General features: G+C 65.0%; 9 protein-coding genes and 1 rRNA gene. 9 read left to right on the forward strand and 1 reads right to left on the reverse strand.

Going from position 1 to position 6908, the window contains the following annotated elements; all coding sequences use genetic code 11:
• Nucleotides 1–2 precede the first annotated feature (2 nt).
• From B9N72_RS19965 to B9N72_RS20005, 9 genes are all read left to right on the forward strand, one after another.
• Nucleotides 3–620 (forward strand): MlaC/ttg2D family ABC transporter substrate-binding protein, encoded by a 618-nt coding sequence (locus B9N72_RS19965; protein WP_085277923.1) that lies wholly within the window; start codon nucleotides 3–5, stop codon nucleotides 618–620.
• Entirely contained in the window at nucleotides 620–922 is a 303-nt protein-coding gene (locus B9N72_RS19970) for an STAS domain-containing protein (protein ID WP_085277924.1), read from the forward strand. The genes B9N72_RS19965 and B9N72_RS19970 overlap by 1 nt, the downstream gene beginning before the upstream one ends.
• A complete protein-coding gene (locus B9N72_RS19975; RefSeq protein WP_085277925.1) occupies nucleotides 919–1671 on the forward strand; it encodes an MlaA family lipoprotein in 753 nt (250 codons plus the stop codon). Before B9N72_RS19970 ends, B9N72_RS19975 begins: the two co-directional genes overlap by 4 nt.
• A 182-nt stretch (nucleotides 1672–1853) precedes the next feature.
• Complete coding sequence (locus tag B9N72_RS19980) at nucleotides 1854–2501, forward strand: TetR family transcriptional regulator (RefSeq protein WP_085277926.1); 648 nt, start codon at nucleotides 1854–1856, stop codon at nucleotides 2499–2501.
• Nucleotides 2502–2544: 43 nt separating this feature from the next.
• Nucleotides 2545–3447, forward strand: coding sequence for an ABC transporter ATP-binding protein (locus B9N72_RS19985; protein ID WP_085277927.1), 903 nt, complete (start codon nucleotides 2545–2547; stop codon nucleotides 3445–3447).
• Complete coding sequence (locus B9N72_RS19990; RefSeq protein ID WP_085277928.1) at nucleotides 3447–4202, forward strand: ABC transporter permease; 756 nt, start codon at nucleotides 3447–3449, stop codon at nucleotides 4200–4202. The genes B9N72_RS19985 and B9N72_RS19990 overlap by 1 nt, the downstream gene beginning before the upstream one ends.
• 24 nt (nucleotides 4203–4226) lie before the next feature.
• Nucleotides 4227–4475 carry a BolA family protein gene (locus tag B9N72_RS19995; protein ID WP_008955914.1) on the forward strand — a complete coding sequence of 83 codons (249 nt, stop codon included), beginning with the start codon at nucleotides 4227–4229 and terminating at the stop codon, nucleotides 4473–4475.
• Between the two features lie 261 nt (nucleotides 4476–4736).
• Nucleotides 4737–5990 carry a UDP-N-acetylglucosamine 1-carboxyvinyltransferase gene (gene murA / locus B9N72_RS20000; protein WP_085277929.1) on the forward strand — a complete coding sequence of 418 codons (1254 nt, stop codon included), beginning with the start codon at nucleotides 4737–4739 and terminating at the stop codon, nucleotides 5988–5990.
• Between the two features lie 304 nt (nucleotides 5991–6294).
• Nucleotides 6295–6522, forward strand: coding sequence for a hypothetical protein (locus tag B9N72_RS20005; protein ID WP_085277930.1), 228 nt, complete (start codon nucleotides 6295–6297; stop codon nucleotides 6520–6522).
• Between the two features lie 135 nt (nucleotides 6523–6657).
• On the opposite strand, the gene rrf is transcribed toward B9N72_RS20005, so the two are convergent.
• A 5S ribosomal RNA gene (gene rrf, locus B9N72_RS20010) occupies nucleotides 6658–6771 on the reverse strand.
• Nucleotides 6772–6908 lie beyond the last annotated feature (137 nt).

The raw sequence follows: 6908 nt of genomic DNA on the forward strand, positions 1-6908 counted from the left end.
TCATGAAAAAACTGCTCGTTAGCCTGGCCATGCTGCTGGGCCTGTCCGTCCCGGCGCTGGCCGCCGACTCCCCGGTCGACATGGTGCGCGGTACCTCGCGCGAAGTGCTCGACCTGATCAAGCAGGACGATGGCAAGAACACCGCCAAGATCCGCGACCAGGTAGAAAAACTGGTGGTGCCGAAGTTCGACTTCCAGCGCATGACGGCGCTCGCGGTCGGCCGCGGCTGGCGCGAGGCCAACCCGCAGCAGCAGACCGAATTGACGCAACAATTCCAGAGCCTGCTGTCGCGCACCTACTCTTCCACCATGACGCGCTTCAAGAATGCCCAGGTCGACGTCAAGCCGAACGCCGTGTTCGCCAACGATGGTCGCGAAGCCACGGTGAAGTCGGAAGTGACGCTGCCCAGCAACGGCGAGAAGAAGCCGGTGGCGATCGACTACACGCTGTACAAGACGCCGCAGGGCTGGAAGGTCTATAACGTCAGCGTCGAGGGTGCCAGCCTGGTCACGGTGTACCGCAACCAGTTCAACGAAGAGATCCGCAAGAACGGCATCGACGGCCTGATCAAGGTGCTGCGCAGCAAGAACGACAACCTGGCCAAAGGCACGGGGGCGTAATGAACGATACGGCCGCTCCCGGCCGGCTGCAGCTGGCCGGCCGGATCGACATGGACTCCGCTGCGGCCCAGTTGGCCCAGCTCAAGCGCCAGCTGAACGGCAGCGCGGCACAGGAAATCGACCTGTCCGGCGTCACCGCGTCCGACTCGGCGGCGCTGGCGCTGCTGCTGGAGCTGCTGCGGCATGGTCGGCAAAGCGGCCGCGCCTTGCGCATCGGCACCCTGCCCCCCACCCTGGCGAGCCTGGCCCGCCTCTACGGACTCGACGAACTGCTGCAAGGCCCTTCCGGGAATCTGTCATGAAAACCGCTCACCTGCTGCTACTGAGCATCGCGTTGGCCGGCTGCGCCAATCCGCACGAACCGCTCGACCCGCTCGAGCCGATGAACCGCGCCGTCTACCGCTTCAACGACACGGCCGACCGCGCCGTGGTGAAACCGGTCGCCGAGGGCTACCGCACCGTCACGCCGCGGCCGCTGCGCATCGCGGTGGGCAACTTCTTCGACAACATCCGCGATGCCTACAGCGCCGTCAACAACGCCCTGCGCGCCGATGCACAGAAGACCACCAACGACGTGATGCGGGTGGCGCTCAACTCCACGTTCGGCCTGTTCGGCCTGATCGACATCGCCACCCCGGCCGGCCTCGCCAACAACAAGACCACGCTCGGCGATACCTTCGCCAGCTGGGGCTGGAAGAACAGCAGCTACCTGGTGCTGCCGCTCCTGGGGCCCTCCACCGTGCGCGATGGCCTGGGCACGGCCACCACGTACGCTGCCAGTCCCGAACCCGGCGTGGTGTTCCAGACCCACACCCAACTGGCTGCCGGCACCGTACTCGATGGCGTGAACACACGTGCGCGCCTGCTCGGCCTGGAACAAACCGTGGACGAAGCGGCCCTCGACCCCTACTCCTACATACGCGACGCCTACCTGCAGCTACGCGCCAAACAGGTCGGCGCCGATCTACCGAAGGCGCCGTCCGATGACGAAAATCTCGACATCGACCAGCTGATGGCGCCGACACCGGCCGAGGCTTCGGCCCCGCTGTAAACCCGCCGTGCCGGGCTTCGGCCAACCTGCCGACGGCGGCGGCGCTGACGCGTCTCGCCGCCGCGACCCTCGATGCCCCTCGGCCATGCCGTACGGCTAAAGCGTGGCGTTTCCCTTATAACCAGTAGGCTAATCGCCGGCCGGCCGTTAAACTCGGCGGTTGTATCAAACCACCGAGCACCATGGCACGTCGCACCCGAGAAGAAGCCGAGCAAACCCGCTGTCGCATCCTGGATACCGCCGAGGCGCTGTTCAGCACGCATGGCGTTTCCCGTACCACCCTGGCCACCATCGCCAGCGCCGCCGGCCTCACCCGGGGTGCCGTCTACTGGCATTTCGAGGACAAGCTCGACCTGTACCGTGCCATGCTCGGCCGCATCATCCCCAACTTCGACACCCACCTCGACGAACTCAAGGCCGGCGCCGCGCACAACCCGGCGGCGGCCTTGTGGAGATTCAGCAACAGCCTGCTGCGCTCGGTCACCCTCGACGCCCGCCTGCAGCGGGTGTTGCAGGTGATCTTCCTGCGCACCGAGCATGTCGATGAGCTAGCCCCGGTCCAGAACGAATGCATCGCCAAGATGCGCGAGGCCCACTCCACCCTGACCCAGATCCTGCTGGCAGCGCAGGCACGCGGGCAGCTGCAGCCGCAGGTCCAGCCGGTGATGGCGGCACAGTCGCTGCAGGCGCTGCACGACGGCCTGTTGCGCATCTGGCTGGCCGACTCGCAACGCTTCGACCTCGCACGCGACACCCCGGCGTTGCTGTCCAGCCTCTACGCCGGACTGTTCAAGCCCGAGGTGCTGGAACAACTTCCCCCCCACCCCTAAGCCGGCAGTATAATTGTCACCTTTTACCCGATCCCCAGCCCCCATGGTCCCGGCCATCGACATCTCCGCGGTCAGCAGACGCTTCGGCCAACTGCAGGCCCTCGACAACGTCAGCTTCCGCGTCGAACCCGGCGAATTCTTCGCCCTGCTCGGCCCCAACGGCGCCGGCAAAACCACGCTCATTTCCGCCATGGCGGGCCTGACGCGCCCGGACAGCGGCACCATCCGCATCATGGGTCACGACGTGGTCAGCGACTACAAGGCGGCTCGCCAGAGCCTGGGGGTGGTTCCTCAGGAACTGGTGTTCGATCCCTTCCTGACGGTGCGCGAGACGTTGCGCTTCCAGTCCGGCTACTTCGGCCTGACGCGTAACGACGCTTGGCTCGACGAGCTGCTGTTCAAGCTCGGCCTCGCCGACAAGGCCGACGTCAACATGCGCGCGCTGTCCGGCGGCATGAAGCGACGCGTGATGGTGGCCCAGGCGCTGGTGCACCGTCCACCGGTGATCGTGCTGGACGAGCCCACCGCCGGCGTCGACGTCGAGCTGCGCCAGAGCCTGTGGAGCTTCGTGCAGGAACTCAACCACGCCGGCCATACCATCGTGCTCACCACGCACTACCTGGAAGAGGCCGAGGCCCTGTGCAACCGCATCGCGATGCTGAAGAAGGGCCGCCTGGTCGCACTGGAAACCAAGGACAAGCTGCTCGCGCGCAGCAACGAGCGCGACGTCGCCCTGAAGCTGTCGTCCGAGTTGCCGGCGAGTCTCGAGGCGCTGCGGCTGCGCCAGGAAGACGGCCGCCACATCCTGCGCCTGCCCGAACTCGGCGCGCTGGAGGGCGTGCTGGCAACACTGCGCCAGGCTAGCGTGGAGGTGCGCGAACTGAGCATGATCGAAGTCGATCTGGAAGACGTCTTCGTGAATATGATGCAAGGGGGGGCCAACTGATGCAGGGCTTCCTCACCCTGTTCCGCAAGGAACTCGTCCGCTTCTGGAAGGTCTCCTTCCAGACCGTGGCGGCGCCGGTGCTTACCGCGCTGCTGTATCAGCTGATTTTCGCCCACGTGCTGTCGAAGCACGTCGAAGCCTACCCCGGGGTGAGCTACAGCGCCTTCCTGATCCCCGGCCTGGCGATGATGTCGATGGCGCAGAATGCCTTCGCCAACAGCTCGTCCAGCCTGATCCAATCCAAGATCACCGGCAACATCGTGTTCCTGCTGCTGCCGCCGCTGACCGCGCTAGAGTTTTTCTTCGCCTACCTGCTGGCCGCGGTGGTGCGCGGGCTCGCGGTGGGCGCCGGCGTATTGCTGGTGACGTCCTGGTTCGGCCTCGGCCTGCCCACGCACCCGCTGTGGGTGCTGATCTTCGCCCTGCTGGGCTCGGCGGTCCTTGGCACCTTGGGCGTTATCGCCGGCATCTGGGCCGAGAAGTTCGACCAGCTGGCGGCGTTTCAGAACTTTTTGATCATGCCACTCACCTTCCTGTCCGGGGTGTTCTACTCGATCCACAGCCTGCCGGGCTTCTGGCGTGCCGCGTCGCACGTCAACCCGGTGTTCTACATGATCGATGGCTTCCGCTACGGTTTCTTCGGCCAGGCCGACATCAGCCCCTGGCTGTCGCTCGGCGTGGTCGGCACCAGTTTCATTTTGCTGTCCGCTCTGGCATTGTGGCTGCTTCATCGTGGCTACAAGCTCAGACACTAGGACAGTTCGCAAGGATCACACAGCATGGCTACTACCGAACAAGTCAAACAGTACATCGCCGCCGGTCTCGACTGCACCCATCTCGAGGTGGAAGGCGACGGCCACCACTTCTACGCCGTCGTGGTATCGGAGGCCTTCGCCGGCAAGCGCCTGATCGACCGGCACCGCCTGGTCAAGGAAGTGATCAAGGAACAGTTGCAAAGCAACGAGATCCACGCGCTCTCCATCGTCAAGGCGCAGACACCGGAAGAGTGGGCAAAACAGCAAGGCTAGAAGCTGGCTGCTCCCAAGCCCCGCCGCGTTGGCGGCACCACACCGCAGGGCGCCTCTCGCGCCGCCTTGCGGTCACGGCTTAACGAGGCGCGACATCGCCGTGCGATGGTGTCGTCTCACCCAAGGCCAAGCGTCCCGCTTGCAATCCGTGGCGCTACCCGCTTGGCCAATGACTGACTCTGACCTGCGCGACCACGCCAAGCCAGCCCCAGCAGGCCACTTGGCGCGGCTCGCATGCCGGTTCACCACAGGCTCTAACTCATGGACAAACTGCTCATCCGCGGCAACGGCCCGCTCAACGGCGAAATCCGCGTCTCCGGCGCCAAGAACGCCGCCCTGCCCATCCTGTGCGCCAGCCTGCTGACCGCCGACACGCTCAGGCTCAGCAACGTACCGATGCTGCGCGACGTCTCCACCACCCAGAAGCTGCTGCAGGGCATGGGCGCACGCGTCATGACCGACAACGTTCACGAGGTCGAGATCACCGGCGCCGGCATCAACAACCTGGTCGCCCCCTACGAGCTGGTCAAGACCATGCGGGCCTCCATCCTGGTGCTTGGCCCGACCCTGGCGCGCTTCGGCGAGGCCACCGTCAGCCTGCCAGGCGGCTGCGCCATCGGCAGCCGTCCGATCGAACAACACATCAAGGGCCTGGTCGCGATGGGAGCCGACGTCACCATCGAACACGGCTACGTCAAGGCCACGGCAAAACGTCTGCGCGGCGCCCGCGTGGTGATGGACATGGTCACCGTGACCGGCACCGAGAACCTGCTGATGGCTGCGGTTCTGGCCGACGGCACCACGATCCTGGAAAATGCCGCGCGCGAGCCGGAAGTCACCGACCTCGCCCTGTGCCTGAACAAGATGGGCGCCCGCATCAGCGGTATCGGTAGCGACCGCCTGGTGATCGAAGGCGTCGAAGCCTTGCATGGCGCCGATCACGCCATCATGCCGGACCGCATCGAGGCCGGGACCTTCCTGGTCGCCGCCGCAGCCACGCAGGGCCATGTCGTACTGCGCAACGCCGCGCCGCTCACCATGGACGCCATCCTCGACAAGTTGGTCGAAGCCGGCGCCGTGGTCGAAGCCGGCGACGACTGGATCTCGCTCGACATGAAGCGCCGCCCCAAGTCGGTCAACCTGCGCACGCTGCCTTACCCGGCGTTCCCGACCGACATGCAGGCCCAGTTCATGACCCTCAACGCCATCGCCGACGGCGCCGCGATGATGACCGAGACCATCTTCGAGAACCGCTTCATGCACGTGCCGGAACTCAACCGCATGGGCGCCAACATCGACATCGAAGGCAACACCGCCGTGGTCAAGGGGGTCGAGCGCCTGTCCGGCGCCACCGTGATGGCCACCGACCTGCGCGCCTCGGCGTCGCTGGTGATCGCCGGCCTGCTGGCCGATGGCGAAACCGTGGTCGACCGCATCTACCACCTCGACCGTGGCTACGAGCACATCGAGCAGAAGCTCAACGGCGTCGGCGCCCAGATCGAACGCATCAGCTGATCGCGTCGCGCGTCGCAAACGACAACACCCCGGCAAGCTAGCTTGCCGGGGTGTTTTTTTGCCCACCGGGAAGAGATGGTGCCGATGAGTACCCAGCAGGAATCCAGGTCAAGTTCACCCACCAGGAGAGGGCCAAATCCCTGCTGCTCTGAGTGGCAAAAGGAGCAACGGCTCGGTCAGCACCGCCTTTCCGGGCTGGCTGAACGGTGTTGGTACAGGAGTTGCCGCACAAAACTGCCCGGGCGAGCGCGACACCCGGTTGCAGAGATTGCTCGACCAAAGTGAGCTGGAATGACAAAGGATAATGCTGATATCGAAGCCGCCAGCCACTCACCGACGCTTCTACACTCAGAAGCACCGCGCCGCGGGCGAAGGACTATGGCTGCGTCCGCTGGCACGGCATTTCTGGGGGCCAGCGACGCGCCGGGGACTGGTACTGGGATACGCCGGGGTGCCGGAAGCCGAATTGCGGCGCGCGGCGCTGCGGCAGGCCGAATTGCTCGAACAGGAAATGCAACGCCAAGGCCGGTGATTCGGCCTTTTTCTTTGCCGTGATGCGGAGGATGGGGAGACGCGGTGGCCGCCGCCCGGCGGCAGGGCTGCACGGGGTTTCGGCCACGCAAAGCAAAAACCCCCAGTGCGTTCGCACTGGGGGTCTGCAAGGGGAGTCTGGCGGTGTCCTACTTTCACACGGCAAGGCCGCACTATCATCGGCGCTAAGGCGTTTCACGGTCCTGTTCGGGATGGGAAGGGGTGGGACCACCTCGCTAAGGCCGCCAGACATAAACTGTCAACAAACTAGAAGAAGCCTGGAAGCCGGTTGGCTTCCATTTCGAATTGGGTAATCGATCGTACGTCGCACACTCTATTCACCGCGTGGCCCAAGCCACTCAAATGATAGGATCAAGCCTCACGAGC

Source organism: Pseudogulbenkiania subflava DSM 22618 (assembly GCF_900177275.1).
Lineage (GTDB): Bacteria > Pseudomonadota > Gammaproteobacteria > Burkholderiales > Chromobacteriaceae > Pseudogulbenkiania > Pseudogulbenkiania subflava.